Source organism: Pseudomonas alvandae (assembly GCF_019141525.1).
Taxonomy (GTDB): domain Bacteria; phylum Pseudomonadota; class Gammaproteobacteria; order Pseudomonadales; family Pseudomonadaceae; genus Aquipseudomonas; species Aquipseudomonas alvandae.
In genome coordinates, this window is the sequence record NZ_CP077080.1 from 1823920 (window position 1) to 1844062 (window position 20143).

Sequence of the window (20143 nt, forward strand, 5' to 3'; positions counted from 1 at the left end):
CCATAGCCGCTAGAATCCTTGATCATTGATTGATGGCAATCCGCCTGCGTATTACGCGGGCGGATTTGTTTCCATCTCCACGGCAGAAAAAGCCGCATCCAGATCAGGATTGTTCTGCATATGTCGACGTCGGCCCGCCTCGCTCTCATGCTCCTTGCCGCGCTGCTCAGCGCATGTGCCAGTCGTACTCCGCCACCCGCACCCGTGCGGGCTCCGGTGGTATTCGCTCCCTCCCAACCTTCGTCTCCGGCCGCTGAAGACGTGCTGTTCCGCGCGCTGGGGCTCGTGGGAACGCCCTATCGCTGGGGTGGCAACACGCCGGATTCAGGTTTCGATTGCAGTGGCTTGATCGGCTACGTGTACCGTGACGCCGCCGGTATTTCCCTGCCGCGTTCCACCCGGGAAATGATCAGCATGCGAGCGCCGGAGGTCGGCAAGGATGCGTTGGAGACCGGCGACCTGGTTTTCTTCGCCACCAATGGCGGCTCCCAGGTCAGTCACGCCGGGATTTATGTCGGGGAAGGGCGTTTTGTCCATGCGCCAGCCACGGGCGGGACGGTCAAGTTGGACAGCCTGTCCAAGGCCTATTGGCAGAAAGCCTACCTGGGCGCCAAGCGCGTGTTGCAGCCGGAGCATCTGGCGCGTAATCCCTGACGATTAAGAAGATCGACTCTGCTGGAGAGGCTCTTGTGGCGAGGGAGCTTGCTCCCGCTCGGTTGCGCAGCAACCGCTAAAAGCTTGGGGCTGCTACGCAGCCCAGCGGGAGCAAGCTCCCTCGCCACGGTTCGGTTCCGGTTCTTAGTTCTTCGAAACCCGCCAGACCTTGTTCCCGACGTCATCCGCCACCAACACCCCGCCCTGTTTATCAATCACCACGCCCACCGGCCGGCCCTGGGCTTTTTCGTCTGCGTTGAGAAAACCTGTCAGCACATCCACCGGTGGTCCCACCGGTTTACCTGCGCTAAACGGGACGAAGATCACTTTATAACCACTGTGGGGCTTGCGGTTCCAGGAGCCGTGCTGCCCGACGAAGGCCCCTTCGGTGAAGGGCGCGGGCAAGGTGCTGCCTTCGGCGAAGGCCAGGCCCAATGACGCCGTGTGGGGGCCGACGGCATAGTCGGGGGCGATAGCCTTGGCCACCCGCTCGGGGTTTTGTGGTTCGACCCGGATGTCCACGTTCTGCCCGTAATAACTGTAGGGCCAACCGTAGAAACCGCCATCCTTCACCGAGGTGATGTAGTCCGGCACCAGGTCACTGCCAATCTCGTCCCGTTCGTTTACCGCGGTCCACAACGCGCCACTGCGGGGCTCCCATGCGAGGCCGTTGGGGTTGCGCAAGCCCGAGGCGAAAATGCGATGAGCGCCGGTGGCCCGGTCCACCTCCCAGATCGCCGCGCGGCCTTCTTCCGCCTCCATGCCATTTTCCGCAACGTTGCTGTTCGAGCCCGTGGTGACGTACAGCTTGCTGCCGTCCCGGCTGGCGATCACGTTCTTGGTCCAGTGGTGGTTGAGCGTGCCGCCCGGCAAATCGACCACTTTGGTCGGCTGTGCCGTGATCTTCGTGTCGCCTTCCTTATAAGGGAAGCGAATCAACCGATCGGTATCGGCCACGTACAGCTCATTGCCTACCAGCGTCATGCCGAACGGTGAGTTGAGATTTTCCAGGAAGATCATCCGGGTTTCAGCGACGCCGTCATGGTTTGCATCGCGCAGCAACGTAATGCGGTTGGGGCTTGGCACCCCAGCGCCGGCGCGTCCCATGACTTTTTTCATGACCCAGCCACGAATGCCCTTGGCATCGTCGGGCTTGGGCGGTGCGTTGGTTTCCGCCACCAATACATCGCCATTGGGCAGGACATAGAGCCAGCGTGGATGATCCAGCCCCTCGGCGAACGCCACTACCTTCAGGCCCTGGGCCGGGGTTGGCTTGGCGCCGTCCGGCCAGCCGACGGCTTCGGCGATATTCACCGTGGGGATCAGGGTCTTGTTCGGCTCGGGCAGTTTCGGCGACGGGCCGATCCCATCGGAAACCTGCAAGGTGGAAGACTCGCCGCAAGCGACTAGCCCTGTAGCAAGGGCGACGATCAAAAGATGAGAGGGCTTGAGCATGCGGGCTTCCCTATGAATGCATGGTGTTATTCATAGAGAAGCGTAGACGTGGGATGGTTCAATGGCGGGCGGCCGCTTAGCCAAGTGAAATCTGGGTGGGAGCGGGCTTGCTCGCGAATGCGGTGGGTCAGTCACTATTTATGCCTACTGGCCCACCGCATTCGCGAGCAAGCCCGCTCCCACAGGTTCCACTAGATCAACCATGGGCCTGCTTTAACAGCACCGCGACGCCAGGGTGATAGTGCCCGGTTTCGTTGCGCAATTTGCGATAGGCATAGGGGAAATACCAGGCCACGGCGCAGGTGTTTTCTTTCTGCAGGTCATCGATCATGTCCTGCAGTTCTTCGGGCGTGGCGCTCTGCTGGGCTTTTTGCGGGGCGACGAACAGGCAGCCGAGCTTCAAGTCGCTGGCATAGCTGATGCGCTTGGCGTCGCTGGTGGCTTCCAGCAAGGGTTGGGTCAGGTTCAGGTTGTTGACCTTCGGCCAGCGTTGGGTCGCCTGGATGAAGGCGCGTTCATCGGTACTGGCAATCAACAGGTCGGCGCGGGCGTTGCGTTCGCCTTCTTCGTTCTGTTTGCGCGTGGACGCGTCCTGCAGCGTGACCATCTCAGCCATCCAGGCGGCGGCCGACAGCAACCCGAGGTTGGCTTTTTCATCGTGCCAATAAGGTGTGTCGCTATCGCCGCGCACGGCGTTGTAGCGGTCGATACAGTCGAACCAGCGTTCCAACACCGGGCGCAGGAATTCCAGCTTCGGATTGCTGATGATCATGCCTTGCATGCGTTTGCCCTCTTGTTCTTGTGATATCGGGTCATGGTGTCTCTTTGATATCACTTGCCGCAGCATCACACAAGATTGACGTCAGTTTATTGATCCGGGCCAATGTCCCAGGTGATAGCCGTCGCGGCTTTAATTGACGCTCCACCCCCAACCCTCTAACCTTCGCGGCTTGTTTCAGGTGCTCTATGGCAATGGCCGATAGGGTGAAACAGGGAAGCCGGTGCGTGCACACAAACCCGGCGCTGCCCCCGCAACGGTAAATGAGTCAACGCTGTGCCTAAGCCACTGTGTTCCAGGACATGGGAAGGCGCGCAGCCAGGCGTTATGCCGCTCATGAGCCCGGAGACCGGCCTGATTCATCCAACGGCATCACGGTGGGCGATGCCAGGCTCATTGCCGTCCTTTTTTTGCCCGCCCGCCGTTATCCAGTCCCAACGGAGAGCTCCCCCATGACCGACACGCCCGATCGCGACGAACGCCACCTGGCGCGCATGCTGCGCAAGAAAGCCGTGATTGACGAGCGCATCGCCAACTCGCCGAACGAGTGCGGCCTGCTGCTGGTGCTGACCGGCAACGGTAAGGGCAAGAGCAGTTCGGCATTCGGCATGCTGGCCCGGGCCATGGGCCATGGCATGCAATGCGGCGTGGTGCAGTTCATCAAGGGGCGCAACAGCACCGGCGAGGAGCTGTTCTTCCGCCGCTTCCCCGAGCAGGTGCGCTTTCATGTCATGGGTGAAGGCTTCACCTGGGAAACCCAGGACCGCCAGCGCGACATCGCCGCCGCCGAAGCCGCCTGGGCTGTGTCGCGTCAGTTGCTCAGCGACCCGGCCATTGGCCTCGTGGTACTCGATGAGCTGAACATCGCCCTCAAGCACGGCTACCTAGACCTCGATCAAGTCCTGAGCGATCTGCAAGCCCGACCGCCCATGCAGCATGTGGTGGTGACCGGTCGCGGCGCCAAGCCCGAGATGATCGAGTTGGCCGATACCGTGACCGAAATGGGCATGATCAAGCACGCGTTCCAGGCCGGCATCAAGGCGCAGAAAGGCGTCGAATTGTGAGCGATGCGCCGATGACCAGCCGCCATTGTCCGGCGGTGTTGATTGCCGCCCCGGCTTCCGGCCAGGGCAAGACCACCGTCACCGCCGCCCTCGCACGGTTGCACTGCAACCAGGGGCGCAAGGTGCGGGTGTTCAAGTGTGGTCCGGACTTTCTCGACCCGATGATCCTTGAGCGAGCCAGTGGCGCGCCGGTCTATCAATTGGACATGTGGATGGTCGGCGAGCAGGAAAGTCGCCGGCTGTTGTGGGAGGCTGCCGCCGAAGCGGACCTGATCCTGATCGAAGGCGTGATGGGGCTGTTCGACGGCACGCCGTCCAGCGCCGACCTGGCGCGGCATTTCGGCGTGCCGGTACTCGCGGTGATCGACGGCACGGCCATGGCCCAGACCTTCGGCGCTTTGGCCCTGGGCCTGGCGCGTTATCAACCGGACCTGCCGTTCGCCGGGGTCTTGGCCAACCGGGTCGGGACCTTGCGTCATGCGCAATTGCTCGAAGGCAGCCTGACCGAGGGCTTGCGCTGGTATGGCGCGTTGTCACGGGAAACCGGCATCGAGTTGCCAAGCCGTCATCTCGGGCTGGTCCAGGCCAGTGAGTTGAACGACCTGGACGTTCGCCTGGACGCTGCCGCCGAGGCGTTGGCCAGCAGTTGTGAAGTGGCTCTGCCGCCCAGCGTTGAATTCGCGGCTCCGGAGATGACCGTTGTCGAGCCGTGGCTCGACGGTGTGCGCATCGCTGTCGCCAGGGACGAGGCGTTTGCCTTCACTTACGGCGCGAGCCTCGATCTGCTGCGGGCCATGGGCGCGCAGTTGAGTTTCTTTTCGCCGATTCACGATACCCAATTGCCAGAGGCGGACAGCCTTTACCTGCCTGGCGGTTATCCCGAACTGCACCACGTCGCCCTGGCGCAGAACGCGCCGATGCTGGCAGCGATCCGTGCCCACCATGCGGCCGGCAAACCGCTGCTCGCCGAGTGCGGTGGCATGCTGTATCTGCTTGATTCGTTGACCGACGTTGAAGGCGTCCGCGCCGAACTGCTGGGTTTGCTGGCCGGGGATGCGCAGATGCAGAAGCGCCTGGCCGCCCTCGCGCTGCAATCGGTGGATTTGCCGGAAGGTACCCTGCGCGGGCATACCTACCATCATTCGCTGACCAGTACCGAGCTTGAGCCGATTGCCCGTGGGCACAGCCCCAATGGCGGGCGGGGAGCGGAGGCGGTTTTTCGCCAGGGGCGGATGACAGCTTCCTACGTGCATTTTTATTTTCCGTCCAATCCGAGGGCGGTTGCCGCGTTGTTTGCGCCTGATCTTCAGGTCGCTATCGCGAGCAAGCTCGCTCCCACAGGGGATCGTGTGATCTCAAGTACAACGCCTACCGGTGTGGGAGCGAGCTTGCTCGCGAAGAGGCCATGACTGACAACGATTTCTCCCTGGCCGAACGCGAAGCCGTCTACCGCGCCATCGCCGAACGCCGTGACATGCGCCATTTCAACGGCGGCACCGTCGAGCCGCAATTACTGCGCCGCCTGTTGGAAGCCGCGCACCAGGCCCCCAGCGTCGGGCTGATGCAACCGTGGCGATTCATCCGTATCAGCAATCGCGCCTTGCGGGGCGAGATCCAGCACTTGGTGGAAGAAGAGCGCATCCGCACCGCCGAAGCCCTGGGCGAGCGCAGCGACGAGTTCATGAAACTCAAGGTCGAAGGCATCAACGACTGTGCCGAAGTTCTGGTGGCGGCGCTGATGGATGACCGCGAGCGGCACATTTTCGGGCGTCGGACGTTGCCGGAAATGGATTTGGCCTCGCTGTCCTGTGCCATCCAGAATTTATGGCTGGCGGCTCGCGTCGAAGGGCTGGGGATGGGCTGGGTGTCGTTGTTCGAACCCCAGGCGTTGGCGGATCTACTGGGATTGCCCACAGGCGCCAAGCCCCTGGCGATTCTGTGTCTTGGCCCAGTCGAAGGTTTCTATCCGGCGCCAATGCTCGCCCTGGAAGGCTGGGCGCAACCGCGTCCGCTCAATGAACTGCTTTATGAAAATCACTGGGGAGTGCGCCCATGAGCGTAGCGTTGCTCAGCGCCGCCGCAGTGGCGCTGGATGCGTTGCTGGGCGAGCCCCGGCGCTGGCATCCGCTGGTGGCATTCGGCGGTTTCGCCAGCCGTATCGAACAACGTTTCAATTCCGGTGGGCGTGGCTGGCGCAGTCACGGTGTTACGGCGTGGATCATCGCCGTGCTGCCCTTGACCTTGCTGGCCACGGCCTTGTCCTGGGCACCCTTGGTGGGCTGGCTGGTGGACATCCTCGCGTTGTACTGCGCCCTCGGTTTGCGCAGCCTCGGCGAGCATGTCGAGCCGGTGGCCAGGGCGTTACGCAGTGGCGATCTGGACGAGGCGCGCCAGCGGGTCAGTTATCTGGTCAGTCGCCAGACGGCTGAGCTGGACGAAACCGCGGTCGCCCGTGCCGCCACCGAGTCGGTGCTGGAAAACGGCAGCGATGCGGTATTTGCGGCGTTGTTCTGGTTCGCGGTGGCCGGTGCGCCCGGCGTGGTGCTGTACCGCTTGAGCAATACCCTCGACGCCATGTGGGGCTATCGCAACGAGCGCTTCGAGCGTTTTGGCTGGGCGGCGGCAAAGATCGACGATGTGCTCAACTACATTCCCGCGCGCCTGGTGGCGTTGACCTACGCCGTCCTCGGCAAGACCCGCCTGGCGCTCAAATGCTGGCGAACCCAGGGGCCGACCTGGGACAGCCCCAACGCCGGGCCGGTGATGGCCGCCGGCGCCGGTGCGCTGGGCGTGGAACTGGGGGGCGCGGCGGTGTATCACGGCGAACTGCATCAGCGTCCGCCGCTGGGCGAAGGTGTGCCGGCGAGTGCTGATTCCATTGATCGCGGCTGGCAATTGGTGCAGCGCGGCGTATGGTTATGGCTGCTGATTCTCTGCCTCGGAGCCGAGTTCTATGCTTGAGCATGGTGGACGACTGCGCAACGCTTCCCGGCAATACGGCATTGCCGAGGCCGATTGGCTCGACCTGTCCAGCGGCCTGGCGCCCTGGCCGTTCGACATTCCGCCAATCCCGCCGCGAGCCTGGGCGCGCCTGCCCGAGGCCGACGATGGATTGGAGCAGGCCGCTTGCGACTACTACGAAGCGACGCATGCGTTGCCGGTGGCCGGTTCGCAGATGGCCATCCAACTGTTGCCGCGCCTGCGCCGGGCCGGCAAGGTCGGTGTCTTGTCGCCCTGCTACGCCGAGCACGCCGAAGCCTGGCGCCGCTGTGGTTACATCGTGCGCGAAGTGTTGGAGACGGAAGTGGACTTCTTCCTCGACAGCCTCGACGTGCTGGTGGTGGTCAATCCGAACAATCCCACCGGCCTGAGCCTGAGCCCGGAACGCTTGCTCGATTGGCATGCGCGTTTGGCCCAGCGCGGCGGCTGGTTGGTGGTGGATGAGGCGTTCATGGACATCACGCCGCACCTGAGCCTCAGCGCCCATGCCCATCAGGTCGGGCTGATCGTGTTGCGCTCGTTCGGCAAATTCTTTGGCCTGGCCGGGGTTCGCCTGGGGTTCGTCCTGGCCGAGCGCCGTTTGCTGAAGCTACTCGCCGAGCAAGTCGGGCCGTGGGCCATCAGCGGGCCGACCCGGGTTTTGGGTGAAGCTTGTCTGCTCGACACCGAAGCCCATGCACGGCAGCGCGAGCGTTGCGTAGAAACCAGCCAGCGCCTGGCCATGACGCTGGAACGCCACGGCTTCAAGCCCCAAGGCGGTTGTGCATTGTTCCAGTGGCTGGTCACCGAACATGCCCAGGCGCTTTACGAATTCATGGCCCATCGCGGCATTCTCCTGCGGCTCTTCACCGAGACCAGCAGCCTGCGCTTTGGGCTGCCGGCTGACGACGCGCAATTCCTGCGCCTGGAACAGGCTTTCGAAGCCTACGCCAAGGACATTCAATGACGACCTTGATGGTGCAGGGCACCACCTCCGATGCCGGCAAAAGCACCCTGGTCACGGCGCTGTGCCGCTGGGTCAAGCGCCAGGGCGTGCGCGTGGTGCCGTTCAAGCCGCAGAACATGGCCCTCAACAGCGCAGTGACCGCCGACGGCGGCGAAATCGGCCGGGCCCAGGCCGTCCAGGCCCAGGCTTGCGGCCTCGAACCGCACACCGACATGAACCCGGTCCTGCTCAAGCCCAACAGCGACACCGGCGCGCAAGTCATCATCCATGGCCGCGCCGTCACCACCATGAACGCGGTGGCTTATCACGATTACAAATCCATCGCGATGCAGGCGGTGCTCGCCTCCCACGAGCGATTGAGCGCGGCGTATCCAGTCGTCATGGTCGAGGGCGCTGGGTCGCCGGCGGAGATCAACCTGCGGGCTGGAGACATCGCCAACATGGGCTTCGCCGAAGCGGTTGACTGCCCGGTATTGCTGATTGCCGACATCAATCGCGGGGGGGTATTCGCCCATCTGGTCGGCACCCTGGAACTGCTTTCGCCCAGCGAGCAGGCGCGGGTCAAGGGCTTCGTCATCAACCGCTTTCGCGGTGATCTGGCCTTGCTTCAGCCCGGCCTGGACTGGTTGGAAGCGCGCACCGGCAAACCGGTGATCGGCGTGTTGCCCTACGTGATGGACCTGCATCTGGAAGCTGAGGACGGCCTCGACCGGCGTCAGGCCGACAAGGCCGAACAAGTGCTCAAGGTGGTGGTGCCGGTCCTGCCGCGCATCAGTAACCACACCGATTTCGATCCGCTGCGCCTGCATCCGCAAGTCGATTTGCAATTCATCGGCCCCGGCCAGGTCATCCCGCCGGCGGACCTGATCATCCTGCCCGGTTCCAAAAGTGTGCGCAGCGACTTGGCCTTTCTACGAGCCAATGGCTGGGAAACGGCGATCCATCGACACCTGCGCTACGGCGGCAAGTTGTTGGGTATTTGTGGCGGTCTGCAGATGCTTGGCCAGCACGTCCATGACCCGCTCGGCCTGGAAGGCGCGGCGGGCTCCAGCGCCGGGCTGGGCCTGTTGGATTTCGAAACGACTCTGGAACGCGAGAAGCAACTGCGCAACGTCCGCGGGCGGTTGGCTTTGGAAGACGCCGAGGTCAGCGGCTACGAGATCCATGCGGGCGTGACCCTCGGCCCCGCTCTGGAACATGCTGCGGTGCATCTCGATGACGGCCGTTGCGATGGCGCTCGGAGCCTGGACGGGCAGATTGTCGGGACTTATCTGCACGGGCTGTTTGAATCGCCGGCGGCCAGCAGCGCGTTGCTGCGTTGGTCGGGTCTGGAGGACGTACAGGCGGTGGATTACCACGGCTTGCGCGAGCGAGATATCGAACGGTTGGCGGATCTGGTGGAGCGGCATCTCGATACCGGGTTGCTGCGTGAACTCTGTGGGATCTAGGTTGGCTAGGCTGGCCTCATCGCGAGCAAGCTCGCTCCCACAAGGGAATGCATTTCAAACTGTGGGAGCGAGCTTGCTCGCGATGAGGACAGTCGCCATACGCCAAACAAAAGGTAATGCCCCATGCTTCAATTGATCTTGGGCGGCGCCCGCTCCGGCAAGAGTCGCCTGGCCGAAAAACTCGCGGCAGACACACGCTTGCCGGTGACCTACATCGCCACCAGCCAACCCATTGACGGCGAGATGAACCAACGTGTCGCCCAACACCGCGCCCGGCGTCCGGCCGAATGGGCGTTGGTGGAGGAACCGTTGGCGCTGGCGCAGGCGCTGCGGGAAAACGCCGCGACCGATCGATGCCTGCTGGTGGACTGCCTCACCCTGTGGCTGACCAACCTGCTGATGCTCGACGATCCCGAATGGTTGATTGCCGAGCGTGAAGCGCTGCTGGACTGCATCAGCGCGCTCCCCGGCGAAGTCATATTCGTCAGCAACGAGACCGGCATGGGCGTCGTGCCGCTGGGCGAACTGACCCGTCGTTACGTCGATGAAGCCGGATGGCTGCATCAAGCCCTGGCCGAACGTTGTCAGCGCGTCGTGCTGACCGTTGCCGGCTTGCCCCTGACTCTGAAAGGAACTGCGTTATGAATCACCGCTGGTGGCTGGATCCGTGCAAGCCCGTTGACACCCTGGCGCTGGAGCAGGCCGCGGCCCGTCAGCAACAACTGACCAAGCCGGCCGGCTCCCTCGGGCGCCTGGAAGCGGTGGCGGTGCAACTGGCGGGCCTGCAAGGGCAGCTCAAGCCAAGCCTGGATCGGCTCTGGATCGCTATTTTTGCCGGAGACCATGGGGTCGTGGCCGAAGGGGTCTCGGCGTATCCACAGGAAGTCACCGGGCAGATGCTGTTCAATTTTGTCAGCGGCGGCGCGGCCATCAGCGTGCTCGCACGGCAACTGGAGGCTTCGCTGGACGTGGTGGACCTGGGCACCGTGACACCTTCGCTGGACTTGCCCGGCGTGCGCCATTTGAACCTTGGCCCTGGCACCGCGAACTTCGTCCAAGGGCCGGCGATGACCCTGGATCAAGGCGAACAGGCCTTGCAAGCCGGGCGTGACAGCGTGATGCGTGCCGTGGCGAGCGGGACGCAATTATTCATTGGCGGCGAGATGGGCATCGGCAATACCACGGCGGCCAGTGCGCTGGCCTGCGCCTTGCTCGATTGCGCGGCGGCGCATCTGGTCGGTCCGGGGACGGGGTTGGATGCGGCGGGAGTCAGCCGCAAGGCGCAAGTGATCGAGCGCGCCCTGGCGCTGCATGGCGCCCAAGGCAACGACCCGTTGCAGACGCTGTTCAACCTTGGCGGTTTCGAGATCGCGGCATTGGCCGGCGCTTATCTGGCCTGTGCCCAGCAAGGCGTCGCCGTGCTGGTGGATGGGTTCATCTGCAGCGTTGCGGCGCTGGTGGCGGTGCGCCTCAATCCCGAATGCCGGCCATGGCTGCTGTTCGGTCACCGCGGCGCCGAACCAGGCCACAAGCACGTATTGGAAACCCTCGGCGCGGAACCGCTGCTGGACCTGGGCCTGCGCCTGGGCGAGGGCAGTGGCGCGGCGCTGGCGGTGCCGTTGTTGCGCCTGGCCTGTGATCTTCACGGGCAGATGGCGACGTTTGCCGAAGCGGCCGTGGCGGATCGCCCGGCATGACCTTGCGCCTGGACCTGTTGCGTCACGGCGAAACCGAACTGGGCGGCGGATTGCGCGGCAGCCTCGACGATGCCTTGACGGCCAACGGCTGGGAACAAATGCACGCGGCAGTGGCGCAGCGCGGGCCTTGGGATCGCCTGGTGTGCTCGCCGTTGCAGCGCTGCGCGCGTTTCGCCGAACAACTCGGCGCTCGGCTGGGTGTTCCGGTGCATCAGGACAAGGACTTGCAGGAGTTGCATTTCGGTGCCTGGGAAGGCCGCAGCGCGGCGGCGCTGATGGAAACCGACGCCGACGCCCTCGGTCGCTTCTGGGCCGATCCTTATGCCTTTACCCCGCCCGACGGTGAGCCGGTGCTGGCGTTTTCGACGCGGATCCTGGCGGCGGTCGAACGCTTGCACGTGGGGTATGCCGGGCAGCGCGTCCTGCTGGTCAGTCATGGCGGTGTGATGCGCTTGCTGCTGGCCCGGGCTCGCGGTTTACCTCGCGAGCAATTGCTGAATGTCGAAGTCGGCCATGGAGCGCTGTTTTCCCTGACCGTGTCGTCCGGTCCCGTGCTCGAAGAGGCGGTTTGACGATGTTGCCGTTTTGGATCGCCCTGCAATTTCTCAGCAGCTTGCCGGTTCGCCTGCCGGGCATGCCCGAGCCTGAACAATTGGGTCGTTCGTTGTTGTTCTATCCCGTGGTGGGGCTGTTGTTCGGGGGGCTGCTGTGCTTGCTCGATGCGCTGTTGTCGGGCGCGCCCGCGTTGCTGCATGCCGCGCTGCTCCTGGCGGCGTGGGTGCTGCTCAGCGGCGGTTTGCACCTGGACGGCCTGGCCGACAGCGCCGACGCCTGGCTCGGCGGTTTCGGCGATCGCGAGCGCACGCTGCTGATCATGAAGGACCCGCGCAGCGGGCCGATCGCCGTAATTACGTTGGCGCTGGTGTTGCTGCTCAAATGGACCGCGCTGGTGGCATTGATCGAACAAGGGCAGGCGCTGGCCTTGCTCATCGTGCCGATGTTGGGGCGTGGCGCCTTGCTGGGTCTGTTCCTCACGACGCCGTATGTGCGTGCCGGCGGCTTGGGCCAGGCGCTGGCCGATCACCTGCCGCGCCGCTCGGGTTGGCAGGTGCTGTTGGCCAGCGCCCTGGTTTGCGTTCTGGCGATGGGCTGGGCAGGGCTGTGGGCACTGGTGGTCGCCGCAATGGTCTTCATTGGCTTGCGGCAGCTGATGTTGCGCAGGCTGCAGGGCTGCACCGGCGACACCGCGGGCGCCTTGCTGGAACTGCTGGAAATGGCCGTTCTGGTGGCGTTGGTCTTTAACTGAATCGGCATGTTGCCGATGGGCCAGCGCTGATTTAAATTTGCATTCATTTAGTCGCGGGTATATACACGCATCATGCTTCCTTCCCAATGTCTGTGCATCAACCTGCGTCGCGCCGCCCGTGGCGTCAGCAGGTATTACGACGGCGCTCTCGATGGCTTCGGGATCAACGTTGCCCAGTATTCTCTGCTCAATAACCTGGCGCGCCTGGACCAGCCGAGCATTTCCTCCCTGGCCGAGGCCATGGGCCTGGACCGCAGCACCCTCGGGCGCAACCTGCGGGTACTGGAAGGCGAGGGGTTGGTGAAGCTGGCTGAGGGCGACGATTTGCGCAACCGCATCGTCGTGCTCACCGAGGCGGGAAATGCCCGGTTGGCGGCGGCGCTGCCGGCCTGGGAAGCGGCGCAACAGAAATTGATCGATAAGCTCGGTGCCGAAAAACGCGCCACCTTGCTGGCCTTGCTGGATGAGCTGGCGTAATGCCGGTTCGTCCGATGATAAGTGGGTATATACCCGCGACCGGAGAATAAGAATGACATCGATGTGGCGTACCTGTGGTTGGGTCCTGGTGGGTAGCGCGCTGATATTGGCGTTGTCCCTGGGCGTGCGGCATGGCTTCGGGCTGTTCCTGGCGCCGATGAGCGCCGAATTCGGCTGGGGGCGCGAGGTGTTTGCCTTCGCCATTGCCTTGCAGAACCTGATCTGGGGCCTGGCGCAGCCTTTTACTGGCGCACTGGCCGACCGCTTCGGTGCGGCGAAAGTGGTGTTGATCGGTGGCGTTCTCTACGCGCTTGGCCTGGTCTTCATGGGCATGGCCGACTCGCCCTGGTCGCTGTCGTTGAGCGCCGGCCTGTTGATCGGCATCGGCCTGTCCGGCACTTCGTTCTCGGTGATTCTTGGCGTGGTCGGGCGGGCCGTCCCTGCGGAAAAACGCAGCATGGGCATGGGCATCGCCAGTGCGGCCGGCTCTTTCGGCCAATTCGCCATGCTGCCCGGCACGCTGGGCCTGATCGGCTGGCTCGGCTGGTCCGCCGCGTTGCTGGCACTGGGATTGCTGGTGGCATTGATCGTGCCGTTGGTCAGTATGCTCAAGGATGCGCCGGCGCCACTGAGCGGCAACGAACAGACCTTGTCCGAGGCGCTGCGCGAGGCGTGCAGTCATTCTGGTTTCTGGTTGCTGGCGGTCGGCTTTTTTGTCTGCGGTTTCCAGGTGGTGTTCATTGGCGTGCACCTGCCGGCCTATCTGGTGGACCAACACCTGCCGGCCAGCGTTGGCACCACCGTGTTGGCGCTGGTCGGGCTGTTCAATATCTTCGGCACCTACACCGCCGGCTGGTTGGGCGGGCGCATGTCCAAGCCGCGCCTGCTCACTGGTCTGTATCTGGTGCGTGCGGTGGTGATCGGCTTGTTCCTGTGGCTGCCCGTAACGACCACCACGGCCTATCTGTTTGGCATGGCGATGGGTTTGCTGTGGTTGTCGACGGTGCCGCTGACCAACGGAACGGTCGCAACGTTGTTCGGTGTACGAAATCTCTCGATGCTGGGTGGGATCGTGTTCCTGTTCCACCAGTTGGGTTCGTTTCTGGGCGGCTGGCTGGGCGGGGTGGTGTACGACCGGACTGGCAGTTATGACTTGATCTGGCAAGTCTCGATCCTGCTCAGCCTGCTGGCGGCGGCATTGAACTGGCCGGTGCGTGAGCGCCCGGTGGCGCGCCTGCAAGCCCAGGTCGGTGCGGCATGAGTCGCGTCGGTCCCTGGTTGATCGTGGCTGGCGCTGCTGCGCTGCTGGCGCTCGCCTGGTGGGGCTGGCACCAGGGCGGGTTGGCTTTGATGCAACTGGGCATGGGCAACTGCTGACGTGTGGACGGCACTGGGCATGGCGGAGTAACGTCTTGGTCTGACAGGCTTACAAGGAAAATCCGAGATGCTGATGCGCTGGCTTGCTGTTCCCGCCCTGTTGCTCGCTGTGACCGGGCAAGTATGGGCGGCTGATTGCCCGCCGTTGCTGGAAGGCAAATTACCCAAATTGCGGGCCAAGGAAACCATCGATCTTTGCCAGCGCTTCGCCGGTAAGCCATTGGTGGTGGTCAACACCGCCAGCTTCTGTGGGTTCGCCCCACAGTTCAAAGGGCTCGAAGCCCTGAACCAGCGTTACAAAGGCGAAGGGCTGGAAGTGCTGGGCGTACCGTCCAATGATTTCAAGCAGGAATCCAAGGATGGCGCAGAGACCGCCAAGGTCTGCTACGTCAACTACGGCGTGACCTTCACCATGACCGAGCCGCAACCGGTGCGAGGCGCGGACGCCATACCGTTGTTCAAGCATCTGGCTGAGCAATCCAGCGCGCCGAAATGGAATTTCTATAAATACGTCGTTGATCGCCAAGGCAAGGTGGTCGGCAGTTTCTCCAGCCGGATCAAGCCTGATGATCCTGATTTCATCAAGGCGGTAGAGGCGGCCATCGCTTCCAAACCTTGATCTTCAGCTACGAAAAAGCCCCGCCTCTTTGCAGAGTGCGGGGCTTTTTTTCGCTTCAACGGGTGAGGTATTAACCTCGCCGTGAATCATCAGAAGCGATAGGTTGCACCGACACCGAAGCCGTTGGCGCTGTTTTCGTATTCAGCGCTGTAGGCTTGACCCAAGGCGTTGGTCCTGTTGACGTTGACTTTTTCTTCCTTGAGGTAGGAATACGCCACGTCGATGGTCAGGTCTTCGGTTGGGCTCCAGCCGGCACCGAGGCTGAAGATGGTCCGGTCACCGGTAGGGATACGTGGCGAGCGGTCGGTGTTGTTGGTCGGCGACTGGTCGAAGGACAGGCCGGTGCGCAGTACCCACTGCTTGTTCAGCTGGTAGGAGGTACCGATGGCGTAGGCCCAGGTGTCGTGCCAGTTCTGTTCTTCGGTGATGGTGCCGAAGAGGGTTGGGTTCAATGCGCCGCCGCCCGTGACGTCATTGTTCACGGTGATGTCTTTCAGGCGGCTCCAGCGAGTCCAGGTGCTGCCGGCGTAGACGGTCCAGGCATCGTTGATTTCCTGGGTGACGGAAAAGTCCACCGACTCAGGCGTGGTGATGTCCAGCGAGGCGTCGTAGCGCGCGCCACTCAGCAGGAAGCCAGGCGTACCAGCACCAGGGCTTACTTCGGTGTGGCCTTCGAGCTTGTACTTGACCTTGGAGTGGTAGGTCAGGCCGACGCGGGTAGTGTCGGTGGCCTGGACCAGCAAGCCGATGTTATAGCCGTAGCCGATGTCGTCGCCCTTGATTTTGACATTGCCGTCGTTAGGCGAAAACGGCGTATTCAGCGCCGACTCCAACGAACCCGAAATCCGGTTGATGGTCGGGCCGAAACCGATCGATACCTTGTCATTGAAGGCATAGCTGACGGTTGGCTGGAAGGTCACGACCTTCACTACGCTCTTGCTGCCGAAGTTGCGGCCCTGGAAGCTGTTTTCATAGTCGGTGATCAGGCCGAACGGCGCGTACACGCCCAGGCCGAATGCCCACTGATCATCGATAGGCTTGACGTAATAGCCCATCGGAACACCGGTGAGCGGAACCATGTCGCCATCGTTGGTGCCGGAGCGGCTGCCGCTGGCATCGTTGATATCGGTGGAGGCGTCGATGGCAGCGAAACCGCCGGTGACTTGTTGACGCTTGAGGCGCGACATGCCGGCAGGGTTGCCGAACACGGTGCTTGCATCATCGGCAGAAGAAGAACGACCCGCGAAGCCAGTGCCCATGCCACTGATGCTTTGTTCGTTCAAGGCAAAGCCACTGGCAAAAAGTTGGGTGGATGCCAAGGTCACGGCAAGGCCAAGGGTGGTTTTGAGCATCATTTTTTTCATTGTTAGAACTCCAGGTGATCACCGAGGCGAAAATTACCAACATTTTCGTGCAAGCGCTATAGCTTGTATCGCTTGTTTTAGAGGGGTTTTGTAGGACAATCCGACCAAATTCATGACATTTGTAGGAAGTTTCCATTTTTCCGTTCAGCAGGCGACCTGATTCACAGGTGAGACACAATTTTGCCAGGCGCAGGTAAAGTCCCTTAGGCGGCCTGGAGGGTGGAAAACCTGGCGCCAGATCCGGGCCATGCCCAGCACATCGTCGGCGTTGGGGAGCGGGGTGGCGTGTTCTTCCACCAATAACCAGGCGATGGCCGTGGCGTAGCGCAGGTTGACGGTGAGTTCCAGATGAGGGCCGCTGAGGAAAGCGTGCTGGCTCGCCAGGCCACGCACCAGGCTGGCACGTTCCGGGTCGAGGGCGAGGTAGTCGTCCCAGAGGGCTTGATGGCGAGGTTCGGTGATCCGGTACAAACCGTGTCCGCGACGGTCATGCAAGGCAGCGCCCAGGCCTGACTGGCTGGCAGCAATCCCCAGCAACAAGGCTTCCGCCGTGGTGCTGTGGCTCCCCAGGTACAGGAGCGTCGGGCGGATCACATATCGACACAGTTCGCTGGCAGCGATACCCATAAGACCCTCGGATCGGGAAAATGGGCGAAGCCTGAAGGTATGGGCTTGGCAGCGGGTGGATCGGTTCAGGCTCCGCCGAAGCGGATCATGCCGCTCGAGTTGAAGTGTAGTGTCATATCTGCGCTGTAAAGGACTGTTTTTAAACCATGTTCGCCGAACGGTTATGACTGTTATAGCCATACGTGCTTACGCCGCTGCGCTTTATCGAGAAACGCCGGGCAATAAAAAGCCCCGCTTTTCGGGCGGGGCCTTTGGGTTTCAGCGCTTCGGCGTTTCAGGCAACCAGTGCCTGGCGGGTACGCTTGATCACGGCCTGCAGCGGTTCTTCGCTGGAGTACTGGTCGGGATACAAGCGTTCGCTGTGACGAGCGATACCGTGTTCGTTGACCAGCGTGAAGCTGAAGCAGCCTTTGCGAGCGGCCATGATCAGGCAGTTCATTGGAGCAAAAGCGTTGGTTAGGGTGCGAATGGCATCCTGTGTCTGGATTTGATTAGACATGTTATGGGTGTTCCTGCAAATGACACGGTTAAGAACCGTGCAGCGTTAAAACGTTCCAGTAACGTCGACCACCATTGGTCGAACGAAGAACCCGACTGGAACAAAGCAGCCAGTTTGAGCGCTAGATAAAGGGCGCGCTTGGGCTGGCAGGTAGGTACTTAGGAGGGCAGGCAACACGACAAGGGCAAAGGTTCTGGGCCCAGGGTGAAGATCCTGATCAATTTTGCAGGTTGGTTCGGTCAGAGTAATGAGCCTGGCATCACACCTCGCATTCGTGCGAAAAGCGTGTCGGTGCAAGGGTTACCTGGAAACCATCGAGGGGGGCGGTCTTTTTTTTCGGTAAGGCGTCCCTTGGGGGATGGCTGACCGCAGAGATGTTTCCGACCCGGAATTGACTTTCAGCTTGGTACTAACGCCGCGGATAATAACGGATCGAATCGGTGAAGGGAAGGGCATTGGTCAAAATAGAAACAGTCCCGCCGACGACCGGCGGATGGCGGTTTGCCTTCATTGATCAGATTTGTCCACAGGATGCAAGCCCTGATGAGCCAAAAAAGCGCGGCGATATAACCGTTCGGATGTTACTTGTACACACCGGTGCACCGAGTTGTCACCTAACTGTCACGTTGAAACATTCCGGGGTAGGTGCCTGTATCCAAAATTTAAGTCAATGAAAAACATCGCTTTTTTTTACTGGTGAAAAAATCGTCAGTTTGAGCGCAGGCCCCGTTCCACAGGGCTTGCGACGGGTTCAGGGTGGGTTGTCCACTGAGTTATCCACAGCTTCTGTGGATTGTCCCACGCGCTTGCTCTAGGACGGGCGTGCTGGATTTTTTCGACTTTACCCGTACGAAAAAAGGAGTAGAGTGGCGCGCCTTCCGATCTGTCCCGTAGTGCGTCATGAAGTTTCGCTCCGTATCAAATCCTGTTACCGCCGCACCCTCCGGTGTTACCCCACCCAAACGCATATCGATGCGCGTCGCCGAGTGGCTGCTGGACAGCCCGCGCTTGGGCGAACGCCCTAGCGTCAAGCACTTGGCCGGTCGCCTGCTCAAGCAACCGGCGCGTGAAGGCGTGGTGGCTGCGCAAAGTCGCCTCGGCCAGTTGATGTGCCGCGAATGTGGCAACGCGCGAGACCGTCGCATCGGCCAGGACTTGCTGCGCCAAGCCGCGCGGGCCGGCGATCATCGCGCCCGCCAGGCATTGGGCGAAATCGAAGACTGAGCTGGGCAACGCTTGGCGGCTTGGTTAACCTTCGGCCTTTATTTCTTGCGCGGGAATTGTCATGGCGATGGATTTGACCAGCCTGTTGCTAGGCCTGGCAGGCGCTGCGGTGCCGCTGTTGGCACTGGCCTGGCACCTGCAACGCCAGGCCAGCGCGGCGCAGACCGAACTGGCACTGCTGGAAGAACGCCTGGCCACCGCCCACATGGCCCACGATGGGTTGAACGCCCAACTCGATGCTTGCCGCGACGAAATCAGCGACCTGAGCCAGGCCAATGCTGCCAAGCAGGCCGAGCTCGCCGCTGCGTGTCGCGAGGTCGAGTTGCTGCAGATCGAACGCGACAACGCCAGGGACGCAGCTCATGCCTGGAACCTGGAACGCGCCAATAAAGAAGCGGAACTGCGCCGCCTCGATGCCCAGGCGGCCTCGTTGCATGCCGAATTGCGCGAGCAGCAGGAAAGCCATCAGCAGCGCCTGGACGACCTGCAAGGCTCGCGAGACGCATTGCGCGCCCAGTTCGCTGAGCTGGCGGGGAAAATCTTCGATGAGCGCGAACAGCGCTTCGCCGAAACCAGCCAGCAGCGCCTCGGGCAATTGCTCGATCCACTGAAGGAGCGCATCCAGTCCTTCGAAAAACGCGTCGAAGAAAGCTATCAGGCCGAGGCGCGGGAGCGATTCTCCCTGGGCAAGGAGCTGGAGCGGCTGCAACAACTGAACCTGCGCCTGAGCGATGAAGCCACCAACCTCACCCGGGCGCTCAAGGGCCAGAAAACCCAGGGCAACTGGGGCGAATTGATTTTGGAGCGTGTCCTGGAACATGCCGGCCTGGAGAAGGGCCGCGAATACCAGACCCAAGTCAGCCTCAAGGGCCCGGATGGTGAACGTTTCCAGCCAGACGTGTTGATCTACCTGCCCGGCGACAAGCAAGTCGTCGTCGATTCAAAAGTCAGCCTGACGGCTTACCAGCAATACGTGGCCGCCGAGGACAATGCCATCGGCCAGCTCGCCCTCAAGCAACACGTGGTGTCGTTGCGGGCCCACGTCAAAGGCTTGGCCGGCAAGGACTACAAGCGCCTGGACGGTTTGCACAGCCTGGATTTCGTGTTGCTGTTCGTGCCGATCGAAGCGGCATTTTCCGCGGCCCTGCAAGCCGAGCCTAATCTGTTCCAGGAAGCCTTCGATCGCAACATCGTCATCGTCAGCCCGACTACGCTGTTGGCGACCTTGCGGGTGATCGACAGCCTGTGGAAACAGGAACGCCAGAGCCAGAACGCCCGGGAAATCGCCGAGCGGGCGGGGTGGCTGTATGACAAGTTCGTCCTGTTCATCCAAGACCTGGATGAAATCGGCAGCCGCTTGCAGCAGTTGGACAAAGCCTACGCCGCTGCACGCAACAAGCTGACGGAAGGGCGCGGCAACCTGGTCAGCCGCAGCGAACAACTGAAGCTGCTGGGCGCCCGGGCGAGCAAGAGCCTGCCTGCGGAGCTGCTCGAGCGCGCAATGGCGGATGTGGATGGGTTGCCTGAAGAGACCGGCGAAGAAAGCCAGGGTCAGTAGCCTTCAAGGTTTGCACCGCCCCCCTTGTGGCGAGGGAGCTTGCTCCCGCT

The 20143-nt window shown here is 62.2% G+C and carries 21 protein-coding genes and 1 riboswitch; of the genes, 16 read left to right on the forward strand and 5 right to left on the reverse strand.

What is annotated here, in order from left to right; translation table 11 throughout:
- Positions 1-120 precede the first annotated feature (120 nt).
- Positions 121-654, forward strand: a complete 534-nt coding sequence (locus tag KSS97_RS08040; protein ID WP_030142395.1) for a C40 family peptidase — start codon at positions 121-123, stop codon at positions 652-654.
- 144 nt (positions 655-798) lie between these two features.
- Here the strand turns inward: KSS97_RS08040 and KSS97_RS08045 are convergent, their stop codons facing one another.
- Both KSS97_RS08045 and KSS97_RS08050 read right to left on the reverse strand, forming a co-directional pair.
- Entirely contained in the window at positions 799-2109 is a 1311-nt protein-coding gene (locus KSS97_RS08045; RefSeq protein WP_217861428.1) for a PQQ-dependent sugar dehydrogenase, read from the reverse strand.
- 196 nt (positions 2110-2305) lie between these two features.
- The gene (locus KSS97_RS08050) at positions 2306-2890 is read right to left on the reverse strand and encodes a hypothetical protein (protein ID WP_198798111.1); all 585 of its coding nucleotides are present in this window, start codon (positions 2888-2890) and stop codon (positions 2306-2308) included.
- 159 nt (positions 2891-3049) lie between these two features.
- Positions 3050-3259, forward strand: a riboswitch (cobalamin riboswitch).
- 80 nt (positions 3260-3339) lie between these two features.
- On the opposite strand from KSS97_RS08050, the gene cobO reads away from it, so the two are divergent.
- The 13 genes from cobO to KSS97_RS08115 all read left to right on the forward strand — a co-directional run bounded on the left by cobO (position 3340) and on the right by KSS97_RS08115 (position 14821).
- Positions 3340-3951 carry a cob(I)yrinic acid a,c-diamide adenosyltransferase gene (cobO, locus tag KSS97_RS08055; protein ID WP_030142392.1) on the forward strand — a complete coding sequence of 204 codons (612 nt, stop codon included), beginning with the start codon at positions 3340-3342 and terminating at the stop codon, positions 3949-3951.
- 11 nt (positions 3952-3962) lie between these two features.
- Positions 3963-5360, forward strand: coding sequence for a cobyrinic acid a,c-diamide synthase CobB (locus tag KSS97_RS08060; protein WP_217861429.1), 1398 nt, complete (start codon positions 3963-3965; stop codon positions 5358-5360).
- Complete coding sequence (gene bluB / locus KSS97_RS08065; protein ID WP_030142390.1) at positions 5357-6007, forward strand: 5,6-dimethylbenzimidazole synthase; 651 nt, start codon at positions 5357-5359, stop codon at positions 6005-6007. Before KSS97_RS08060 ends, bluB begins: the two co-directional genes overlap by 4 nt.
- Positions 6004-6912, forward strand: coding sequence for an adenosylcobinamide-phosphate synthase CbiB (cbiB, locus tag KSS97_RS08070; protein ID WP_217861430.1), 909 nt, complete (start codon positions 6004-6006; stop codon positions 6910-6912). The genes bluB and cbiB overlap by 4 nt, the downstream gene beginning before the upstream one ends.
- A complete protein-coding gene (gene cobD, locus KSS97_RS08075) occupies positions 6905-7897 on the forward strand; it encodes a threonine-phosphate decarboxylase CobD (RefSeq protein ID WP_198798107.1) in 993 nt (330 codons plus the stop codon). The genes cbiB and cobD overlap by 8 nt, the downstream gene beginning before the upstream one ends.
- Complete coding sequence (locus KSS97_RS08080; RefSeq protein ID WP_217861431.1) at positions 7894-9345, forward strand: cobyric acid synthase; 1452 nt, start codon at positions 7894-7896, stop codon at positions 9343-9345. Before cobD ends, KSS97_RS08080 begins: the two co-directional genes overlap by 4 nt.
- 123 nt (positions 9346-9468) lie before the next feature.
- Positions 9469-9990: a bifunctional adenosylcobinamide kinase/adenosylcobinamide-phosphate guanylyltransferase gene (gene cobU, locus KSS97_RS08085; RefSeq protein ID WP_217861432.1), complete on the forward strand. Its 522-nt coding sequence runs from the start codon at positions 9469-9471 to the stop codon at positions 9988-9990.
- Positions 9987-11042, forward strand: a complete 1056-nt coding sequence (gene cobT, locus KSS97_RS08090) for a nicotinate-nucleotide--dimethylbenzimidazole phosphoribosyltransferase (RefSeq protein ID WP_030142385.1) — start codon at positions 9987-9989, stop codon at positions 11040-11042. The genes cobU and cobT overlap by 4 nt, the downstream gene beginning before the upstream one ends.
- Positions 11039-11614: an alpha-ribazole phosphatase family protein gene (gene cobC, locus KSS97_RS08095; RefSeq protein ID WP_030142384.1), complete on the forward strand. Its 576-nt coding sequence runs from the start codon at positions 11039-11041 to the stop codon at positions 11612-11614. The genes cobT and cobC overlap by 4 nt, the downstream gene beginning before the upstream one ends.
- Before the next feature lie 2 nt (positions 11615-11616).
- Positions 11617-12348, forward strand: coding sequence for an adenosylcobinamide-GDP ribazoletransferase (locus KSS97_RS08100; RefSeq protein WP_198798105.1), 732 nt, complete (start codon positions 11617-11619; stop codon positions 12346-12348).
- A 72-nt stretch (positions 12349-12420) separates the two neighbouring features.
- A complete protein-coding gene (locus tag KSS97_RS08105) occupies positions 12421-12825 on the forward strand; it encodes a MarR family winged helix-turn-helix transcriptional regulator (protein WP_030142382.1) in 405 nt (134 codons plus the stop codon).
- A 52-nt stretch (positions 12826-12877) separates the two neighbouring features.
- A complete protein-coding gene (locus tag KSS97_RS08110; protein ID WP_217861433.1) occupies positions 12878-14086 on the forward strand; it encodes an MFS transporter in 1209 nt (402 codons plus the stop codon).
- A gap of 183 nt (positions 14087-14269) precedes the next feature.
- Positions 14270-14821 carry a glutathione peroxidase gene (locus KSS97_RS08115; protein WP_030142380.1) on the forward strand — a complete coding sequence of 184 codons (552 nt, stop codon included), beginning with the start codon at positions 14270-14272 and terminating at the stop codon, positions 14819-14821.
- Between the two features lie 89 nt (positions 14822-14910).
- Here KSS97_RS08115 and KSS97_RS08120 read toward each other — a convergent pair whose 3' ends face one another.
- From KSS97_RS08120 to KSS97_RS08130, 3 genes are all read right to left on the reverse strand, one after another.
- Positions 14911-16185 (reverse strand): OmpP1/FadL family transporter, encoded by a 1275-nt coding sequence (locus tag KSS97_RS08120; RefSeq protein WP_198798103.1) that lies wholly within the window; start codon positions 16183-16185, stop codon positions 14911-14913.
- A 144-nt stretch (positions 16186-16329) separates the two neighbouring features.
- The gene (locus tag KSS97_RS08125; RefSeq protein ID WP_217861434.1) at positions 16330-16812 is read right to left on the reverse strand and encodes a hypothetical protein; all 483 of its coding nucleotides are present in this window, start codon (positions 16810-16812) and stop codon (positions 16330-16332) included.
- A 274-nt stretch (positions 16813-17086) separates the two neighbouring features.
- Positions 17087-17311, reverse strand: coding sequence for a hypothetical protein (locus tag KSS97_RS08130; protein WP_030142377.1), 225 nt, complete (start codon positions 17309-17311; stop codon positions 17087-17089).
- Between the two features lie 900 nt (positions 17312-18211).
- On the opposite strand from KSS97_RS08130, the gene KSS97_RS08135 reads away from it, so the two are divergent.
- Both KSS97_RS08135 and KSS97_RS08140 read left to right on the forward strand, forming a co-directional pair.
- Positions 18212-18535 carry an SEL1-like repeat protein gene (locus KSS97_RS08135; RefSeq protein ID WP_030142376.1) on the forward strand — a complete coding sequence of 108 codons (324 nt, stop codon included), beginning with the start codon at positions 18212-18214 and terminating at the stop codon, positions 18533-18535.
- Between the two features lie 175 nt (positions 18536-18710).
- A complete protein-coding gene (locus KSS97_RS08140) occupies positions 18711-20093 on the forward strand; it encodes a DNA recombination protein RmuC (RefSeq protein WP_187293364.1) in 1383 nt (460 codons plus the stop codon).
- The last annotated feature ends 50 nt before the right edge of the window (positions 20094-20143 follow it).